The organism is Sphingomonas abaci (assembly GCF_014199625.1).
Lineage (GTDB): Bacteria > Pseudomonadota > Alphaproteobacteria > Sphingomonadales > Sphingomonadaceae > Sphingomonas > Sphingomonas abaci.
The window spans coordinates 15075-30775 of record NZ_JACHNY010000010.1 but is presented as its reverse complement, the minus strand read 5'-3'; the positions used below and the strand labels follow the sequence as shown (position 1 = coordinate 30775).

Below are 15701 nucleotides of genomic sequence, written 5' to 3'. Positions count from 1 at the left end.
CGCGTAGAACAGGCAGGCCGGCATGTTTCAAAGCTCGTGGTGGGAGATAACCACCCATATCATCAGTCTCGCCGTCGCCTACGCACTCGCCCTTCCTGTTGGCTGGGATCGCGAGAAGGACGCCCGCAGTGCAGGCATCCGTACATTCCCGTTGGTTGCAATCGCCAGTTGCGGCTTCGTGCTGGTGGGCATCGCGATCCTCGGCCGCACGTCTCCAGCGCAAGCCAGGTTGCTTGAAGGTCTGATTACGGGCGTCGGCTTCATCGGGGGCGGCGCGATTCTGAAGAAGGGCGACAAGGCGTCAGGCACGGCGACGGCGGCCAGTCTGTGGGCGACTGGGGCACTCGGCGCGGCCGTAGGCTACGGCCTATACGACATCGCTTTCATCCTGAGCGCCACCACCTTCCTCACCCTGCGCTGTTCTCGTCCGCTTAAGCGCGCCACCAATGGCGACGTCGGCACCTCGGCGAGCCCATGACGAGCCCTTGGGCGAGCCGATGGATGCGGCCTGTGCGATGCCTTACCCGGCGCTGGGCACCGGTGAGGACCATCGCGGCGCGGGACCGCCAACATCGCTTGCTGCGCTGGGCGACGCTGCTGGAGCGCAACCCCCACCAGATCATCGGCCTGCTGTCCCCCTCTTGGGCGGGCGGCGACGCGCGCGGCACGATGGTCGATCGGCCGAGCGCGATCGATGTCGCATGGAGCGACGTGGTGCTGCGGGTGATGGGGTTGGCGGGGCGATCGCGCGGTGAAGCAAAATCGTTCTTCGGGTTGTCGGATGCCGAGCTGGATCGGATTGCCGCAGGTTCGTGGCGGTGTCCGGTTCGACCCGCTTGGCAGCTCGCCGTGCGGATCAGGAACGTCGAATGTCCGCGCCTGGAAAATCGGATCGTTGGGTCCGTCGTCGCCCTCCTGCTCGTGATTTGCGCGATCTCCTATTGGATCTTCTGACGAGGCTGGTTTGTGTTCGACATTATAACATCGATCCTCGCGTCACTAGGCGGCCTTGGCGTCTTCCTGTTGATGCTGGCGGAGAACGTCTTTCCGCCGATCCCGTCGGAAGTGATCCTGCCACTTGCCGGCTACACCGCTGCGCAGGGGCGCGGCTCGCTGTGGGTAGTGGCAATCGCCGGCACCCTTGGATCGGCTGCAGGGGCAGTGCTGTGGTACTATGTCGGCCGCTGGATCGGCATCGATCGATTGAAGCGCTTTGCTTCCCGCCACGGCCGATGGCTGACGTTGACGCCCGGTGAGGTCGATCATGTCGACCGCTGGTTCGACCGCTACGGTCGTTGGGCGGTTCTGTTCGGGCGCATGGTCCCGGGAGTCCGGACCCTGATTTCGGTGCCCGCTGGGGTCAGCGGGATGCCCCTTGGTCCATTCTTGGTCTCGACGCTCGCCGGCTCGGCCATATGGACCGTGATCCTCGTGCTGGCGGGCTATGAGCTGGGCGAGCGCTATAGCCAGGTGGCGAGCGTCATCGAGCCGGTCAGCAACGCCGTGCTCGCGCTGGCCGTCATCTGGTATCTTTGGCGGGTCGCGACTTTCGGGCGATCAAGGGGTGGCCACTGATGGCTGGCCTGCTGCCCGTGCCTCCTGCCGGCCTTTGGCTCATAGCGGCTTCGATGCTTGTCCGCATCACACGCTTCGCACGTGCCTTTAGCCTGATCTCGCCAGCTAGCGCGATCGTTCTCATCAAGTGGGTTGCACGGCTTCACCGCAACGGATTTCACGCATGGCGTCGCAACGGAGGGAAGTGGCGTTGGGCCGTAACATGGAGAGGATCAACATAATGAGAAACAGTAAATAGCGGGTGCTCATCGCCGCTGGACCCTTCTCGCCTTTGCGGACGCAACCGCCCATCGCGAGCGCCTGTCTCGACACGAAGCGTCGCAGAAGAGCCCGGCCTAATCACCGGCTCCAGGAGATCCGGTGGCTCGCTACGCGACGTCGTTTGGATGGGGATACCTGACGCAAGGTGAAACCGCGCCCATATGTCGAACGAGCCCGAAACCCTGTGGGGATCAGCCGGTGTTCGCAGTTGCCGGGTTCTAGCAGCGCACAGAGGACGGCAACGGCTTCACGATGGTGACGTGTGCCCCCAACACGCTCGTTGCGCCGATCCATCCCAAGGCGATGATTACGATCCTGGAGCCTGAGGATGTCGATACTTGGCTGCGCGGCTTCTATGACGAGATCGTCGCCCTGCAGAAGCCCTATGACCCCGCCAGGATGACGGTACGCGGGCCGGTCTTTCCGACCCGACGCCCCGAACGCTAAGGCGAAGCCTAGCGGCTCCGATCCTTGCCACGATCCGGGGGCGGCGTGCTCCGGTCGGGCGGCGGGGCGGACGCCCCTTCGAGCGCGGCCCCGATCTTGATCCGGTCGGCGACAAGCTGGCGAGTGGATTCCCCGACCGTGTTGACCATGCGCGCGCTTTCGCCGCGCTCGCGCGCCTTCTGCATGGCGTCGTCGACGATCGTCTGGGCGGGCGCGAGACGTGGGTCGGCGTGGTTCTTCTCGGCCGTGTTCTTCAGGAACAGCTCGGCGAGCCGCTCCTGGCCTGGCGAAGCCCCAGGCGGCAGGATCGGTCGCTCCAGCGAGCGGACGGCGCGCTGGAGCTGCGCTGGCTGCTGCGAATTGATCTGGACGCCGAGAGCCGCGCCGATCTCGCGCACGCGCTCAAGCGGGGTCTGCTGGGGCGTGATGACGGCATCGACCTGACGCACGCCCAGATAGGTGAGAAGGTGCGATTGGTAGATCGGACCTTTGGCGTGGCGAACATAGGCCAGTTCGGTGCGTGCGTTGGCGATGACAGGGGATGGGGCGCCATCCCTAACGAGGCTGCGCAGCCGGTCGGCCGCCTGCTGGCGGGCGGCGGGAAGGTAGCGGTCCAGTTCCTCGCGTGCCTTAGTCAGCGTCACCCGGTAGCGCTGCCCTTCGGGCGGCGCGCGTTGAGGCAGCAAGGCGATCCCGGCAGGGCCGATCCGCGCCTCGGGCGCGAGGTCACGACGGATCGCCGCCTCGGCGAGCACGGCGGCCATAGGCCGATGATCGCCGGTGAGGAAGCCATGCCGGGACGCGTCCATCCACGCGGTCTTATCGATCGACGCGATCCGTATGGGATGGCCGGCATCGCGGGCGAGCTGCGCCGCATGGTGGCGCATCGTCCGCCCGTTCCCCTCGCGGAAAGGGTGAATTGCATTGATCTCGTTGATGTGGTTGCCGAGCCGGTCGAAAAACTCATCGCGGGCGAGGCCCTTCAGGGCGTCGCCCGCGCGCGCGTCGGCAAACCGCTTGTCGAGCTCGCGCGCGATGTAAGGCACGTGCGCGAAACTGGAGCCGCCCTTGGCGATGTTGACGGTGCGGTCCTGACCCGCCCAGTCGTAGAGGTCCTGGAAGAGGTGCCGATGCAGGGCGCGATAGCCGTCGGCCGTCGCTGGAAAGGTCAGGCGCGCGGCTTCTGCGCCGCGCGCCAAGGTCAATCTCCGCTCGGCCTCCATGAGGGTCTTGTCGTCCGTGATCCCAAGCCGGTTCCGGAGCGTGTCCGTACCGGGGTAGGTGTAGGGATCGTCTGCCAAGGTCAGGCTGCGATCTGGTGGGTTCCTGGCTTGTAGAGGCCGAGGATGATGGACGGCATGAGCGAAGGGGGAACACCCTCATCGAGCATCATGGCGAACATGGCATCTTCGTCACCGGTCGGCGTCATGTCCTCGATGACGAGGTTGGCGCGCGCCTCTGCTACGTCCTCGCGCCACAGCGCGATCTGCTCGGGGGTGCCGCGTTGGAAATCCATGGAGCGGATGCGCTCGCGCAGCGTGTCGAGATTGATCTGGGCCATCGCGTCATCCTTTCGCCGTTAACCCTACGCGCTCCCCCGCGATTTCTCAACAAATCACGTTGGCGCAGGTCCGTTTCGGCACGGTTGATCCGCGCGCAGTCGAGCGCGGATCGCTACGCCATAGGCGTTAGTATTCGCTGGCCAGCATGATCGTCAGCACCCGTTTAGTCTGCTCGGAATTCCACGGAGCGTCACTGCCGTAGGTGAGGCTCGTGTCGTAATAGTCGATCTTCCAGAACACCGTCTGCCCGACCGCCTTTGCATCGTCGGGGCGGTCCTGCGTCCACGCGCCGCTTGCGAGTTTATAGACCGCGCCGAAATCGTGCTCACCATAAGGGTCGTTGTCGCCGTCAAACTTCGTGAACCGGGTGATCGCGACCAACGCGGCGAAACGGTCCAGCTCGGGGAGGGCCTGGAATCCCATCGTAACGTTGGCGAGGCTCGCGAGGCCAGGGTGGGTACGCGCCGCATCGTTGAGACGCCGGATGGTGTCGATCTGCTCGGGGGTCGGCATGGGTGATCCTCCTTGTTGGCATGGGCCGCAAGGCCGTTCGGCCTCACGGCCCTGCCTGTCCGGCGAGGACGGGATGGGGAGGGGAACGAGAATCTTGGTAAGCTGGCGCGGGCGAGCCGCCCTAGCGCGGCCGGCACCGACGGGGCCGGGCGCCGCGCTTGGCGGCTTACACGGGCGGCAAGATTGTCGTTCGGGAACGAAAGGGCGGCGCCCTTGGCGTTCCCCGGCGCGGGTCGCCCCGCGCCAGACAAACGGATAAGGTTCGGGAGGGGACTTCGGGGGGAAGCGCGAATGTCGAACTGGGCGGAGCGGGCGTCGGCGTCGTTGCTACCGCTCAGCCGCGCGAGCACCCTTGGCGCCGCGCTCAAGGAGTGGACCTATACGGGGCGCTTCTTCGACCTCGAAGCGGCGGACGGCACCTGCGAGCTGTGCGGGCAGCAGGAGCTTCGCTACCATTTCGAGATCGAGAACGACGGCACGTCCGCGTCGTTGCTGGTCGGCTCCGAGTGCATCAAGCGCTTCGAGATCGCCGGCATTGACGAGCAAGGGCGACGGCTCGATGCACGCGATACGGGAAAGCTGGTGGACCGTCACCGCCGCGGCCTGGTGGAGGACGCGCGCAAGCAACGCGTCATGACCGCGCTGCTCAAGCTCGGTCGCAAGGCACCCGACTTCGACGCGCAGAACTTCATCGCCTTCGTCGACGACAAAGGTGCGTTCACCCCCAACCAGGTGGCGATGATCTTCTGGCGGCTCGGCTCGGCCGGGGTGGAGTATCGCCCGGCCGACTGGAAGGTGCGGCTGCGCCGCGACAGCGATATCGGCCAGCTCCGAACGATGAAGCCGGCCGCTTTCAAGCGAGTCATGGCGGCGCTCACCGCGGCGCAGCGGCGCCGGATCGACGAAATCGAGGCTCGCTTAGCTCAGTATGGGCAGCGCTGGCGCGAGTGATGTGCCGCCCGCGGTGCGGACCGTGATTTTCTGCTTTCGTTCCGCTCGGCCCTGACTCATAGAATCGTCATGCCGATCATGCCGGAACATCGCTGGCTGTACCCGATCGACTGGCCCGAGCTGTCCAGGCTGATCCGGTTCGGCCGCGCTAAAGGCCGCTGCGAGCATTGCCGACGGCCGCACGGTGCGCGCGTCTTCCATCTTGGCGATGGTCGCTGGTGGGATGCCGATCGCCGACAGTGGCGCGACGGGCGGGGACGGCGCATCCGTGTCGTCGGGGCAGACGTCGCCGCGATCGTCCGGCTCACGCGGGTGTATATCGCCTGCGCGCACCTCAATCACGACCCGACCGACAATGCGCCGCGCAATCTCGCCGCGCTCTGCCAGCGCTGCCACATGATCCACGACGCGGCCGAGCATCGCCGGCGCCGGTGGTACAACGCCTATCGCAGGCGTGCGCTGGGCGATCTTTTGGCTCTGCTCGATGGGCTGCCGACGATAGGGGCGGGGCAGGGTGTGCCACGTGGCACACCTGCGCGTCACACCGCCTAAGCCCCCCATTCACTCGAACCGCGGTAAGGGAGAAGGCCTATCGCTCTATGATATATCTGCTATGCTGGATATATGGAAAACGAGTTAGCGATCGCGGCACTGGGGGCGTTGGCGCAGGGCACGCGCCTCGACGTGTTTCGTCTGCTGGTGCGGCACGAGCCTGACGGGTTGGCTGCAGGCGAGATCGCCCGCCGGCTGGATGTGCCGCAGAACACGATGTCGGCGCACCTTGGTATTCTGGCCCGTGCCGGCCTCGTTCGCTCCGAACGGCACAGCCGGTCGATCATCTACCGCGCCGACCTCGACGGGCTGCGCGCGCTAACGCTGTTCCTCGTCAAGGATTGCTGTGCCGGCAACGCCGAATTGTGCGGGCCGCTCATCGCCGAACTCGCTCCCTGCTGCTGAAAGGACGCCCCATGAGCCGGACTGACTCGGTCGTCGACATCGTCATCTACCACAATCCCGAGTGCGGCACGTCGCGCAACGCGCTCGCCATGATCCGCAATGCCGGCATCGAGCCGCACGTGGTCGAATATCTGAAGACCCCGCCGTCGCGCGCGCTGCTGGTCGAGCTGATTGAGCGGGCGGGCATCTCGCCGCGCGAGCTGCTGCGCGAGAAAGGCACGCCCTATGCGGAGCTGGGGCTCGGCGACACCACACTGTCCGACGAGGCGCTGGTGGACGCGATGATGGCGCACCCGATCCTCATCAACCGCCCGCTGGTCGTCTCACCCTTGGGCGTGAAGCTCTGCCGCCCGTCCGAAGCCGTCCTCGATCTGTTGCCGAGCGGGCAGCTCGGCGCGTTCGCCAAGGAGGACGGCGAACAGGTGGTGGACGCGTCCGGCGAGCGGGTCGGCTGAGCCCATGTCGACGATCGCCCCTGTCGCCGGACCTGCGCCGGCGCGCGCCGGCATCGGCACCTTCGAGCGCTACCTGACGCTCTGGGTGGCGCTCTGCATCGTTGCCGGCATCGGCTTGGGGCACCTTTTGCCCGGCCTGTTCGCGCGCGTTGCCTCGGCCGAGGTAGCGCGCGTCAACCTCATCGTCGCGGTGCTGATCTGGCTGATGATCGTACCGATGCTGCTCAAGATCGACTTCGGCGCGCTCGGGTCGGTCCGCCAGCATTGGAAGGGGGTGGGCGTCACACTGTTCATCAACTGGGCGGTGAAGCCCTTCTCGATGGCAGCGCTTGGCACATTGTTCATCGGTTGGCTGTTCGCGCCGCTTCTGCCCGCAGGGGAGGGGCCGTCCTACATCGCTGGCCTGATCCTGCTCGCTGCGGCACCGTGCACGGCCATGGTGTTCGTGTGGTCGAACCTGTGCGAGGGCGAGCCGACCTACACGCTGTCCCAGGTCGCGCTGAACGACGTCATCATGGTGTTCCTGTTCGCGCCGCTCGTCGGGCTGCTGCTCGGCGTCGCTTCGGTGACGGTGCCGTGGGACACGCTGCTGATCTCGGTGATGCTCTACATCGTCGTGCCGGTCATCGCCGCCCAGCTCGTGCGCCGTGTCGTGCTGACGAACGGCGGACAAGCCGCGCTCGACCGGCTGCTCGGTCGCTTGGGGCCGGTGTCGCTCGTCTCGCTGCTGGCGACGCTCGTCCTGCTGTTCGGCTTCCAGGGTGAGGCGATCGTGGCGCAGCCGTTGGTGATCGCACTGCTTGCGGTGCCGATCCTCATCCAAGTCTATTTCAATGCAGGTCTAGCCTACTGGCTCTCGCGCCGCTTCGGCGTTGCCTGGTGCGTGGCGGCGCCTGCGGCGCTGATCGGCGCATCCAACTTCTTCGAATTGGCCGTGGCGGCCGCGATCTCGCTGTTCGGGCTCAAGTCGGGCGCGGCGCTGGCCACGGTCGTCGGCGTGCTGGTCGAGGTGCCCGTGATGCTGTCGGTCGTCTCGATCGTGAAAGCATCCCGGGGCTGGTACGAGCGCGGGGCGCACGCATGACCGGCCTCCGCGTCACGTGTCTCGCGCCGGGCGAGCTGGATGATCTGGCCGGCGCGCTGGCAGCCGCCAAGCTGCCGACCGCCGATCTCGCCGAACCCGGCCGCGCCTTCGTCCGCTTCGACGACGACGCTGGGTTGGTCGGGTTCGGCGGGATCGAGGGCGAAGGGTCGGACCGCCTGCTCCGCTCGCTGGTGGTCTTGGCCGATCGCCGGGGCGCCGGCATCGGCGGTGCGATGCTGGCGCTGCTCGAGGGCGAGGCGCGCCGGCTCGGCGCCGAGCGGCTCCACCTTCTGACCGACACCGCGGCGCCATTTTTCCGGGTGAACGGCTATGCAGAGGCCGATCGCGCTGCGGCGCCGCCTGCGGTTGCCGCCTCGCGCGAGTTCACCGCGCTCTGCCCGGCGTCGGCCACCTTTCTCGTGAAAGCTCTTTGATGCCGCTTCGTACGCTCACCGATCCCGACCTCCTGCCGGCACTCGATCCAGCCTATATCCGCGCGCGGCCCGCCACAGGGCTCGGGCCGCTTGATCCGGCACCTCGGATACTCCTGCTCTACGGCAGCTTGCGTGAGCGCTCCTTCTCGCGGCTCGCCACGGAGGAAGCGGCACGCCTGCTGCAGTTATTCGGCGCGGAAACGCGGATCTTCGATCCCTCGACACTGCCGCTCCCCGACCAAGTGGCCGGAGACGATCACCCGGCCGTCCATGAGCTGCGCGAACTGGCGCTGTGGTCCGAGGGCCAAGTCTGGTGCAGCCCGGAACGTCACGGCCAGATCACCGGCATCATGAAAGCGCAGATCGATCACCTGCCGCTCGAGATGAAGGGCATGCGCCCGACCCAGGGCCGTACGCTCGCGGTGATGCAGGTGTCTGGCGGATCGCAGTCGTTCAACGCCGTCAACACGCTGCGGCTGCTCGGCCGCTGGATGCGGATGTTCACGATCCCGAACCAGTCGTCGGTCGCGATGGCCTACAAGGAGTTCGACGAGGCCGGACGCATGAAGCCGTCGAGCTATTATGACCGCATCGTCGACGTGATGGAGGAGCTGGTCCGCTTCACGGTCCTGCTACGGCCACACGCGACGCAGCTCGTAGAACGCTACTCGGAGCGCAAACAGGCCGGCGTGCCGGTCGACACGACGACGGACCTGTCGAGCATCGCGACCGCGCCACAAGGCCGCTGGCGGTGAGCCGCACCACCCGATCGGCAAGGAAGTCGCCACGGCGCCGCCCGACCTCGTGTCGGGCGGCGCGACGCGGACCTGAAAGGGCAGCCGGCGCGCCAGCCCGCCAGGGCTGGCGCGCCGGGGCGACGGGCCGCCTTGCGCTCGTCAGGAGAGGAAAGGGGGTCCGATTATCACCGGACCCCCAGCTTTGCTGTTCAGGCCGTTTCCTCGTCGATCATGCCCTCCTGCTCGCTGCCGTCCTCGTCCATGTCGGCGTCGCATTCCTCCGGCTCGCGCTCCGCTCGGTCAAAGGCACCGATCCGCAGCGGGGCGGGAAGCCAATGGGCGGGCAACCGCTCGGACACGTTCACGGCAAGGTCCGCCTTCTTCTTGATGGTGGCGCAATTCTCGGCACTCGACGCGCCCACTTCCTCGCGCAACAGGTCGATCATCGCAGCACGGCGCATCTTGTCGAACAGGCCGATGGGGGCGGTCCAGCGCGACGCGATGTTCACGCCGCTCGCGCGCACGATCTGCTCGAATTGGTGGTGGCGCTGGCCGGGGGAGCCGCCCGCGAACACCGTGCCGTCCACCGTCATCGCGACAAGCCCGGCCAGCAACGCCATCTTGTCGTCGCTGCCCATGGCACGGATCGCCTCGAACCGGCCTTCGGCGGGAATGGCGGCGAAACGGGTCGCCATCATGTCCTCCACGGCAAGAACGTCGCTCGTCGCCATCAACTCTTGCGCCACGTCGGTCGCGACGGCCTTGGCCTGAACCTCGATCGCCATCTGGTGGCTGTGCGCGCCGTGGAGCAACTGGCCCGCGAGGCTGTCGAGCACGATGTCGAGTGCCAGCGCCGGGTCGGCCGCGACCGCCTCCTGCACGACCCGTGTCTTAATGCGCGTGAGGTCGGCGAACAGGCTGTTGCTGTAAAGCGGGACGGGACCGTCGTGGTTCGCCTTCGGTTTCGGCTCGGCCTTGGCGCGGTAGAAGCTCTTGCCCAGTGATCCGTCATGCGACACCCAGAGGGCCACCCCGCCCACCGCAACCTGCTCGCGATTAAAGGCGCGCAAGCCTTCGGTGATCGCGTCGCGCTCGTCCGATAGCGGGTCGATCCGCTCGCTGTCCTCGCCCTCGGCCTCTGCGATGGCCTCGATCTCGGCGTCGATCGCGGTAAGCCTCGTCGCCTCGTCGTCGGTCGGCTCGCGCGTCGCCGGGTACATGCTGCCCTTCATGTAGAGGTCGTAAGGGCGTTCAAGCGCCGCACGGACTTCGTGCCACCCGATAGCGCGATATTCGTCCGCGAGTGCGTCCAGCTTCTCTTCTGCCAATTCCCGCACCAGCTCGGGATCGTCCGCGAAGCCTTCGGCCCCTTGGCTGAACAGGTCGACCGTGATCGTACCGCCTTTGGCCTCGTAAGCCTCCCGCCCGACGAACAGGAACGGGCCGCTGGTGGTGTCCACCTTCTCGGTGGTGAGCATCCGGCGGATAGTGTGCGCGTGGCCGTTCGCGGCCTTCCAGACCTTCATCTGCTGGCTGTGATCGTCGGTGAGGGTGAGCGCACGTGCGGCCTCAAGGCTCAACTGATCCTTGGCGATCAGGTCGATCAGCGCCGGGGCAAGCGCAGACAGGCGGAGCATCTTGTAGACGAAGCTGACCGCCTGACCGAACCGGGCCGCAATCTCCTCGGCGTCCATGCCGGTGTCGCGGAGCGCGGCGAAGGCGCGGATGCTGTCGGCAGGGTGCATGTCCTCGCGCTGGAAATTCTCGGCGAGCGACAGTTCGATGGCTTCTTCCTTGGTCCGCAACTCAACCGGGAAGGTGTCGCTGCTTTTGATCCGCTTGCGCTTCACCAAGATTTTGAGCGCGCGGTAACGCCGCCCTCCGGCAAAAACCCACAACAGCCCCTCGTCCTCATAGGCGACAAGGTTCTGCAACAGCCCGTGCGCTTCGATGTCGTCGGCCATCGCCTCGACGGCGGACGGCTTTACGCGGCGCTGGTTGAGCGGGGAAAGGCGAAGCTGGGCGAGCTTGGGATGGATGATAGCCATGATGATGCTCCGTGATCTGGATGGATTTGACTGGGAGGGGGTCAGCCTTCGAGGCTCGCGAGTTCGTCGAACTCGGCCGAGGCGCGCTTCGCGCTGCCGCCTGCGTAGGTGACGCCGGTGCGCGGATAGAAGAACACGCGCTCGCCCTTGCGGTACGGGGTGCCGTCGGCGCTGGTGCCGGGGGACTTCGCGCGCTTCCAATAGGGATCGCCGGTGTATCGGGTGTAAGCCATTGTCTTTTCTCCTTCTTTCGAGGCGCAGCCGGTTGCCGCTGCAACCGGGTCTGCCTCTCCGGCGAGGAGCGGGATGGGGAGGGAGGAGCGAAATCGATGGCCTGGCGCGGGCAGGCCGCCCTAGCGCGGCCGGCGCCCCACAAGGGCGCCGGGTGCCGCGCTCGGCGGACCACACGGGGCTGTCGATTTTGCTTCGGGAACGAAAGGGCAGCAGCCCTTGGTGTTCCCCGCGCAGCGGGCCTCCGGGGGAGGGCCGCGGTGCCCCTGCCAGCGACGTCGGCGCCGCTGGGCGCGGCCACAGGTGTGCCACGTGGCACACCTCACGCGAGGATCGTCACCCGTTCAGGGCCGAGACGCCGGCACGGTGGCTCGGTCGGCGCAACGCGCCGATAGAGCCGTGCCCGGCAGGGTCGCGCCCGACCGGGATCGTTCTCCCGAAAAGCGCTTTGCACTGGGCAGGTTGCTCAGCAAAACAGCGCGCTGCCCCTGAAGGGGTGGGGACTGACCAGGCGAGAACGAATGACGCCGATCGAGAGGATCTATTTCACGTCGCGGATCATCCACGGCGATTTGAGTTCGGCAGATGGTGAACTGTCAGGTCAGCTCGGTCCTGCGGGCACGTGGGTTCCGTTCATCAAAACGGCTCTGATGGCGCTCAGGAACCTTGCCGATTTGGAAGGACCGATGCGCTTCTTATACCGGCACGCACCAGAACTCGCCGACCAGATGAAAGCGATCGACGCCGACCTTCAGTTTGCGAAATACCTCCGCAATGTCTTCGGGGGCCATCTCAACGAGACGCTGATCGCCAAAACCTATGAGTGGCGGCCCGAGCTGCGGATGCTCCCCGATATTCGCGAGCTGAACGGCACTGTGATGCTCAACGTGTTTGTGCTCGAGACAGCGATCAACACCTATGTCGCGCAGGATGGCCAGCACGGCATGTTCTCATCCGAAACGGATCTCGTGTACCCGCCCGATATGGAGCGGTTCTGCACGTGGCTTTCCACTACGGTTCGGGCCGCCATTCGGATTTGCGACATGCTCGGCGAGATCACCCATGTCTCAGTAACGCCGCTGGGCGAGCGAGCCGATATGTTCGAGGCGTACAAGGCTGCCGGGCTGACCGCCTTCGCTCGGATCAGGAAGGGCCGGTAAGGCTCGCTCACCCTGTGCTGCGCGTCGCGAGACGACTAGAAAAGGCGCGCGCCGGTGCCGCGAAGCGAAGCCGGCGCGCGCGCATAGGAGCCTGGAGCGACCCTCGGGGTCGCTCCAGACCGTTCCCTAGTCGGCGTCACCATCGTTGATGGCATCGCACGCGGCTTGGCAGGCTTCGCGGCTGCCATAGGGGCCGATATGCGGGGTGTTGTTGTCGTCGACGCCCCACCAGCCCTTGTCGACATGCCGCCCGCTGTCCCGCATCAACGAGCGGGTCCCGCCACCAATGTGGATCGGATCGAGTGTACCTTTGATCGACATATGCTTCGTCCTTCTATGCCCGTGATTGGGCGCACAGAACCGCGCGAGACCCGCGAATTGGGCGTCGCTCTACCGACCAAAAGCATCCGGTCGGCGCGGTTCGATGGTTGATTTACAAGTGTCGATTTCGCGCACGCCCGGGACGGTCCGGGAGAACAGGAACGCGGCCCGTTTCACGAGAGATCGGGGCCGCGTATCCATCACGCCGCGACCGACATCTCCGCGTTGCTCATCCGGCTAAGCAGCCAGTCCGCGGCCGCCTGCGCTTGGGTCGCGGCGGTGAAGATGCACCTTTTGTCGTTGCGGAGCGCCTGCAGCCAACTCGCCAGATAGGCCGCGTGATCTTCCCGGTCGTGGAGCTTGATGCCGATCGCGCCGCTGACGAATGCCGCACCCAGCTCGGCCACCAGTTCCTCGCGGGCGTAATCCTCCCGCTTCGTGGAAAGGAGGGTGGGGCGGGCGAGCCGGTCCACGTGGCCGGTTGCGTGGCAAAGCTCATGGGCAAGCGTCGAATAATAGTCGTCCCCGGTGTGGAAGTCGGCGAACTCAGGCATGACGACGTGATCGCCGCTCGGCTGATAGTAGGGCTGCGATCCGTGGTGCCGGACGGCGACGGGAACGCGGGCAAAGAGGGTGTCCAGCTCCGCGTCGCGTTCGTGGGGATTGGTCGCGGTGAGGATCGGCGCGGGAGCCGGATACTTCGCCTCGATGCCGTCGATCTGCTCGGCATTGAAGACGGTGTAGCGCTTGAGGAATGCTACCTGGCGCTTGCCATCGTCGCTGGCTTCTCCGCTCCTGTCGGCGTCCACCTCGATCGTGTTGGCATAAACGACGGTTGAGCCCTTCTCGCCCTTGCGGACGCACCCGCCGAGCGCGAGCGCCTGCTTGAAGGTCAGCCAATGCGGCGAGGCATAGCCCTTTGTCATGGCCGCTACCCAAAGGGTCAGGACGTTGATGCCGCGATAGGGAACGCCGGTCGAGCGCAGCGGGATGTTGGGGGCGGTGCTGCCGTTCCACGATTTCGACCAAGGCCGGGTGCCCGCCTCGATCATGGCGATCATCTGGTCGGTGATCTCTTGGTAGATGTCAGCCCGGTTGTCGGTGATCCGTGCCATGGTCTCTTCCTTTCCTTCGAGGCTGAAAGCCGGTCGCAACAGCAACCGGCTCTGCCTTTCCGGCGAGGAACGGGATGGGGAGGGAGGGCGAGAATCTGGTCCCTGGCGCGGGCGGGCCGCCCTAGCGTGGCCGACGCCCAGAGGGCGTCGGGTGCCGCGCTTGGCGGATTACACGGGGGGCCTGATTGTCGTTCGGGAACGAAAGGGCAGCCGCCCTTGGTGTTCCCCGCGCCGGCGGGCCTCCGGGGGAGGGCTGCGGCGCCGGCGAGCCTGTGCCGGGCCAACGGCTCGTCCTTTGCCGCATGGCATAGTCTTGGCAGCGGGCGTGCTTTGCGCGATCTGTTGATGGATGATCGGCACAACGCCGTGGCGGAGCGACAGCGCGTGACCAGCATTCGGATCCTGCACCGCGACCCAACCGGCAAGGTCTTTGACGGGGGCGTCGAGTATGGGGTGGAGCAGTTTGCCGGCCAGGTGCCCGCGATCGGCGACACGATCCTCGATCCCGGCGTGATCGTGGGTCAGGATCGGAACGATCCGCAAGATCGGTCGATCTGGACGGTAGTCGGCCGTGTGTTCAACCCGAGGGACCGGGAAGACACGGTGGCACTGATCGTGGAGAGTCGGGACGGCAACCTCGCCGACGAAGCCTTCGCGTGAAATTCACGGCAGAGGGGGAGGTCGTTACGGCTCCCCCCTGCGGTTACTCGGTTGATACGCCATGAGTATGCCCTGAGTGACGTCTACATGGGCACTGGCTATACTTTGCAGGGCCGCTGCGGCTCCCGGCCGGAGCCCTGAGAGGCGCCCCCCCGGGCGCCCTTGGCGCCTTACGGGGGCGGCGCTGGGGGCTACCCCTCAAACTTGAACCCCCTACGCGCGAGGGGCATATCCGCCGGGAGAAAGGAATAGCCCCATGGCGGCCAAGAAGCAAACTGACAGCAGCTCCGATCTGCGAACGAACGAGAAGAAGTGGACCAAGCCGCTGATGGATGCGGGTTGGACGGCGCTGCCGAGCGTCATCATCGAGAACCAGCGTCAGCTTGGCCTCGAACCGCTCGATCTCAACATCGTGCTGTATCTGGCGAGCAAATGGTGGACGGCGGAAGGGAAACCTTACCCGTCCAAAAGCACCATGGCGCAAGCCATGAACGTCCACCCGCGCACGATCCAGAAGCACATCGCCAGTCTCGAGGCTGCCGGATACATCCGGCGCGAAGAACGCCGGACCGACCAGGGAAGCCGGACGAACATTTACCATCTCGACGGACTGATCGAGGCGGCCAAACCCTTTGCGGATGAGAAGCTCGCGGAGATCAAGGAGAAGTCCGAGATCAAGAAGATCCGTCAGAACCGAAAAGGGGCTCCCAAGCTGCGCCTCGTCAAGGATGATGGCGCGTGAACGCGCATGTCCAGCAGCCGCCGCCCTATGTGCCCCCGCGGGTGACGTCGGCGCCGAGCATCCGGCAGCTCTATTGGTGCGACTTCCCGCAGGATGCGCAGCTTCCGGAGTTCTGGAAGCGGCGGCCTGTGGTGATCGTTTCGTTCAAGAACACGCTGCACGGCGCCGTCACGGTCGTCCCCTGCTCGACGCAGGCGCAGCCGGGCAACAAGTGGGCTTTCCCGTTGCAGACAACGATCGACGGTCGGGCAGCGTTCGCGATCTGCGACAAGATCACGACGGTTGCGGTTAGCCGGCTCCTCCCGGACAAGGGCGGCATCGCGCGGATGCCCGTGCCCGAGTTCGATGACATGCTGCGCCTGGTGCTGAAATGGCTACCGGTGCCCTCGGCACCGGTAACGCAGGGAGAGGCTCCGCCCCCCGCGGCTTAAGGGCCGCCCGGCCCCTG

21 protein-coding genes and 1 pseudogene are annotated in these 15701 nt (G+C 66.0%); 15 read left to right on the top strand and 7 right to left on the bottom strand.

The features are described 5' to 3' along the window. The first annotated feature begins 22 nt into the window (after positions 1-22). From GGQ96_RS17695 to GGQ96_RS17680, 4 genes and pseudogenes are all read left to right on the top strand, one after another. Complete coding sequence (locus GGQ96_RS17695; RefSeq protein ID WP_041043235.1) at positions 23-478, top strand: MgtC/SapB family protein; 456 nt, start codon at positions 23-25, stop codon at positions 476-478. A gap of 98 nt (positions 479-576) precedes the next feature. Continuing rightward, positions 577-954, top strand: coding sequence for a hypothetical protein (locus GGQ96_RS17690; protein ID WP_058733673.1), 378 nt, complete (start codon positions 577-579; stop codon positions 952-954). A 12-nt stretch (positions 955-966) separates the two neighbouring features. After that, positions 967-1575, top strand: coding sequence for a DedA family protein (locus GGQ96_RS17685; RefSeq protein ID WP_041043233.1), 609 nt, complete (start codon positions 967-969; stop codon positions 1573-1575). A gap of 450 nt (positions 1576-2025) precedes the next feature. Next, a pseudogene (locus tag GGQ96_RS17680) lies at positions 2026-2283 on the top strand (SOS response-associated peptidase family protein); the annotation flags it as partial. Between the two features lie 8 nt (positions 2284-2291). On the opposite strand, the gene GGQ96_RS17675 reads toward GGQ96_RS17680, so the two are convergent. From GGQ96_RS17675 to GGQ96_RS17665, 3 genes are all read right to left on the bottom strand, one after another. Beyond that, complete coding sequence (locus tag GGQ96_RS17675) at positions 2292-3584, bottom strand: Fic/DOC family protein (protein ID WP_184116739.1); 1293 nt, start codon at positions 3582-3584, stop codon at positions 2292-2294. Between the two features lie 2 nt (positions 3585-3586). Beyond that, positions 3587-3844 carry a hypothetical protein gene (locus GGQ96_RS17670; RefSeq protein WP_017980819.1) on the bottom strand — a complete coding sequence of 86 codons (258 nt, stop codon included), beginning with the start codon at positions 3842-3844 and terminating at the stop codon, positions 3587-3589. Between the two features lie 127 nt (positions 3845-3971). After that, complete coding sequence (locus GGQ96_RS17665; protein WP_184116738.1) at positions 3972-4358, bottom strand: DUF3768 domain-containing protein; 387 nt, start codon at positions 4356-4358, stop codon at positions 3972-3974. A gap of 291 nt (positions 4359-4649) precedes the next feature. Between GGQ96_RS17665 and GGQ96_RS17660 the strand changes: the two genes are divergently transcribed. The 7 genes from GGQ96_RS17660 (at position 4650) to arsH (ending at position 8994) form a co-directional block, all read left to right on the top strand. Next, positions 4650-5309, top strand: a complete 660-nt coding sequence (locus GGQ96_RS17660; RefSeq protein ID WP_058733676.1) for a hypothetical protein — start codon at positions 4650-4652, stop codon at positions 5307-5309. 69 nt (positions 5310-5378) lie between these two features. After that, positions 5379-5861 (top strand): hypothetical protein, encoded by a 483-nt coding sequence (locus GGQ96_RS17655; protein ID WP_058733677.1) that lies wholly within the window; start codon positions 5379-5381, stop codon positions 5859-5861. 72 nt (positions 5862-5933) lie between these two features. Continuing rightward, the gene (locus GGQ96_RS17650) at positions 5934-6266 is read left to right on the top strand and encodes an ArsR/SmtB family transcription factor (RefSeq protein WP_041043227.1); all 333 of its coding nucleotides are present in this window, start codon (positions 5934-5936) and stop codon (positions 6264-6266) included. Positions 6267-6277: 11 nt separating this feature from the next. Then, positions 6278-6721: an arsenate reductase (glutaredoxin) gene (gene arsC, locus GGQ96_RS17645; RefSeq protein WP_058733678.1), complete on the top strand. Its 444-nt coding sequence runs from the start codon at positions 6278-6280 to the stop codon at positions 6719-6721. 4 nt (positions 6722-6725) lie between these two features. Continuing rightward, positions 6726-7805: an ACR3 family arsenite efflux transporter gene (gene arsB, locus GGQ96_RS17640; protein ID WP_058733679.1), complete on the top strand. Its 1080-nt coding sequence runs from the start codon at positions 6726-6728 to the stop codon at positions 7803-7805. Next, positions 7802-8239: an arsenic resistance N-acetyltransferase ArsN2 gene (gene arsN2, locus GGQ96_RS17635; RefSeq protein WP_052490788.1), complete on the top strand. Its 438-nt coding sequence runs from the start codon at positions 7802-7804 to the stop codon at positions 8237-8239. The genes arsB and arsN2 overlap by 4 nt, the downstream gene beginning before the upstream one ends. Continuing rightward, on the top strand, positions 8239-8994 hold the full coding sequence (arsH, locus tag GGQ96_RS17630) for an arsenical resistance protein ArsH (protein WP_041043294.1): 756 nt from the start codon (positions 8239-8241) through the stop codon (positions 8992-8994). Before arsN2 ends, arsH begins: the two co-directional genes overlap by 1 nt. Positions 8995-9185: 191 nt before the next feature. Here the strand turns inward: arsH and GGQ96_RS17625 are convergent, their stop codons facing one another. Together GGQ96_RS17625 and GGQ96_RS17620 are read right to left on the bottom strand one after the other, a co-directional pair. Further along, entirely contained in the window at positions 9186-11024 is a 1839-nt protein-coding gene (locus tag GGQ96_RS17625; protein WP_184116737.1) for a ParB/RepB/Spo0J family partition protein, read from the bottom strand. Between the two features lie 41 nt (positions 11025-11065). After that, complete coding sequence (locus tag GGQ96_RS17620) at positions 11066-11257, bottom strand: hypothetical protein (RefSeq protein WP_071838556.1); 192 nt, start codon at positions 11255-11257, stop codon at positions 11066-11068. Positions 11258-11776: 519 nt separating this feature from the next. Between GGQ96_RS17620 and GGQ96_RS17615 the strand changes: the two genes are divergently transcribed. Then, positions 11777-12415: a hypothetical protein gene (locus GGQ96_RS17615; protein ID WP_184116736.1), complete on the top strand. Its 639-nt coding sequence runs from the start codon at positions 11777-11779 to the stop codon at positions 12413-12415. Positions 12416-12541: 126 nt separating this feature from the next. Here GGQ96_RS17615 and GGQ96_RS17610 read toward each other — a convergent pair whose 3' ends face one another. Together GGQ96_RS17610 and GGQ96_RS17605 are read right to left on the bottom strand one after the other, a co-directional pair. After that, positions 12542-12736 (bottom strand): hypothetical protein, encoded by a 195-nt coding sequence (locus GGQ96_RS17610; RefSeq protein WP_058733683.1) that lies wholly within the window; start codon positions 12734-12736, stop codon positions 12542-12544. Positions 12737-12936: 200 nt separating this feature from the next. Next, positions 12937-13851: an ArdC family protein gene (locus GGQ96_RS17605; RefSeq protein ID WP_184116735.1), complete on the bottom strand. Its 915-nt coding sequence runs from the start codon at positions 13849-13851 to the stop codon at positions 12937-12939. A gap of 216 nt (positions 13852-14067) precedes the next feature. Between GGQ96_RS17605 and GGQ96_RS21205 the strand changes: the two genes are divergently transcribed. The 3 genes from GGQ96_RS21205 (at position 14068) to GGQ96_RS17590 (ending at position 15684) form a co-directional block, all read left to right on the top strand. Then, complete coding sequence (locus GGQ96_RS21205; RefSeq protein WP_221240048.1) at positions 14068-14511, top strand: hypothetical protein; 444 nt, start codon at positions 14068-14070, stop codon at positions 14509-14511. Positions 14512-14767: 256 nt separating this feature from the next. Next, entirely contained in the window at positions 14768-15253 is a 486-nt protein-coding gene (locus GGQ96_RS17595; protein WP_058733684.1) for a helix-turn-helix domain-containing protein, read from the top strand. Then, positions 15250-15684, top strand: a complete 435-nt coding sequence (locus GGQ96_RS17590; RefSeq protein WP_343059109.1) for a type II toxin-antitoxin system PemK/MazF family toxin — start codon at positions 15250-15252, stop codon at positions 15682-15684. The genes GGQ96_RS17595 and GGQ96_RS17590 overlap by 4 nt, the downstream gene beginning before the upstream one ends. The last annotated feature ends 17 nt before the right edge of the window (positions 15685-15701 follow it).

What these genes read in the sequence shown, in the direction of transcription:
- GGQ96_RS17695 (WP_041043235.1), top strand. Translation starts at nt 23, where the DNA reads ATGTTTCAAAGCTCGTGGTGGGAGATAACCACCCATATCATCAGTCTC.
- GGQ96_RS17670 (WP_017980819.1), bottom strand. Translation starts at nt 3,844, where the DNA reads ATGGCCCAGATCAATCTCGACACGCTGCGCGAGCGCATCCGCTCCATG.
- GGQ96_RS17665 (WP_184116738.1), bottom strand. Translation starts at nt 4,358, where the DNA reads ATGCCGACCCCCGAGCAGATCGACACCATCCGGCGTCTCAACGATGCG.
- GGQ96_RS17660 (WP_058733676.1), top strand. Translation starts at nt 4,650, where the DNA reads ATGTCGAACTGGGCGGAGCGGGCGTCGGCGTCGTTGCTACCGCTCAGC.
- GGQ96_RS17655 (WP_058733677.1), top strand. Translation starts at nt 5,379, where the DNA reads ATGCCGATCATGCCGGAACATCGCTGGCTGTACCCGATCGACTGGCCC.
- GGQ96_RS17650 (WP_041043227.1), top strand. Translation starts at nt 5,934, where the DNA reads ATGGAAAACGAGTTAGCGATCGCGGCACTGGGGGCGTTGGCGCAGGGC.
- arsC (WP_058733678.1), top strand. Translation starts at nt 6,278, where the DNA reads ATGAGCCGGACTGACTCGGTCGTCGACATCGTCATCTACCACAATCCC.
- arsB (WP_058733679.1), top strand. Translation starts at nt 6,726, where the DNA reads ATGTCGACGATCGCCCCTGTCGCCGGACCTGCGCCGGCGCGCGCCGGC.
- arsN2 (WP_052490788.1), top strand. Translation starts at nt 7,802, where the DNA reads ATGACCGGCCTCCGCGTCACGTGTCTCGCGCCGGGCGAGCTGGATGAT.
- arsH (WP_041043294.1), top strand. Translation starts at nt 8,239, where the DNA reads ATGCCGCTTCGTACGCTCACCGATCCCGACCTCCTGCCGGCACTCGAT.
- GGQ96_RS17625 (WP_184116737.1), bottom strand. Translation starts at nt 11,024, where the DNA reads ATGGCTATCATCCATCCCAAGCTCGCCCAGCTTCGCCTTTCCCCGCTC.
- GGQ96_RS17620 (WP_071838556.1), bottom strand. Translation starts at nt 11,257, where the DNA reads ATGGCTTACACCCGATACACCGGCGATCCCTATTGGAAGCGCGCGAAG.
- GGQ96_RS17615 (WP_184116736.1), top strand. Translation starts at nt 11,777, where the DNA reads ATGACGCCGATCGAGAGGATCTATTTCACGTCGCGGATCATCCACGGC.
- GGQ96_RS17610 (WP_058733683.1), bottom strand. Translation starts at nt 12,736, where the DNA reads ATGTCGATCAAAGGTACACTCGATCCGATCCACATTGGTGGCGGGACC.
- GGQ96_RS17605 (WP_184116735.1), bottom strand. Translation starts at nt 13,851, where the DNA reads ATGGCACGGATCACCGACAACCGGGCTGACATCTACCAAGAGATCACC.
- GGQ96_RS17595 (WP_058733684.1), top strand. Translation starts at nt 14,768, where the DNA reads ATGGCGGCCAAGAAGCAAACTGACAGCAGCTCCGATCTGCGAACGAAC.